At 54.4% G+C, this 872-nt stretch carries 2 protein-coding genes; both read left to right on the forward strand.

Features of this window, described 5'->3' with window-relative positions; translation table 11 throughout:
• The coding region (locus tag AC1Q67_RS25415) for an FAD-dependent oxidoreductase (RefSeq protein WP_492237879.1) at positions 1-246 on the forward strand (246 nt) is incomplete at its 5' end.
• Between the two features lie 75 nt (positions 247-321).
• A complete protein-coding gene (locus AC1Q67_RS25420) occupies positions 322-813 on the forward strand; it encodes a RidA family protein (protein WP_492237881.1) in 492 nt (163 codons plus the stop codon).
• Positions 814-872: the final 59 nt, after the last annotated feature.

The following is an 872-nucleotide window of genomic DNA, read 5'->3' on the forward strand; positions in this document are numbered from 1 at the left end:
AGGGATCTGTTCCCGAATGGTGGAGACCTGTCTTGCTCCACATTCTGGAGTGGCTTGAGGCCGATGACGCCGGACGGTCCGCCAATCATCGGCCCCACGCATTTCGACAATCTCTATCTGAATACAGGCCACGGGACGCTGGGTTGGACGATGGCCTGTGGTGCGGCCCGCGTCGTGTCCGATCAAATTGCCGGTGTCACACCAGAAATTCCCGCCGATGAGCTGTCGATCCGGCGTTATCGATAATCGCAGCCCGCTGGCAAAGAAAATCGCCGGTCGAAAGAGAACGATGCTCCAATTAAGAAATAAGGATGGCTTGCTATGAATACGGTAGAAACGAAATTGCGAGATCGTGGCTTTGAAATTCCGGCGCCGGCAGCGAGTTTGGCCAGTTACGCCCCGACGCTTCAGGTTGGAAATCTGGTTTATATTTCCGGTCAGCTTCCGATGAGAGATGGGAAGTTGGCCTTCGAAGGGATTGTAGAATGGAATATCGGGGTTGAAGAAGCGAAGAAGGCTGCCGAGTTATGCTTGTTGAATATCTTGGGGCAGTTAAAGGCGCACCTTGGATCGTTGGACGGTGTGCGGTGTGTTAGACTTGGTGGTTTCGTACAAAGTAGAAGCAGCTTTAAGGAGCACGCAAGCGTCCTGAATGGGGCGAGCGACCTTCTGATCTATGCCTTTGGCGATCGTGGTAAGCATGTTCGTGCTGCAGTTGGATGCAGCTCCTTGCCACTGAACGCTGCGGTCGAAGTGGAAGCAATCTTCCAGGTTGATGATGTCTCTGCGAGTTCACTGCGGGAGGCGTCATGAAAATTGCGATAGCCAAGGAAGTCGATGCGGCGGAGCCGCGTGTTGCGGCGACGCCCGAC

The sequence above is a fragment of the Afipia sp. GW823-FHT06G09 genome, assembly GCF_058794875.1.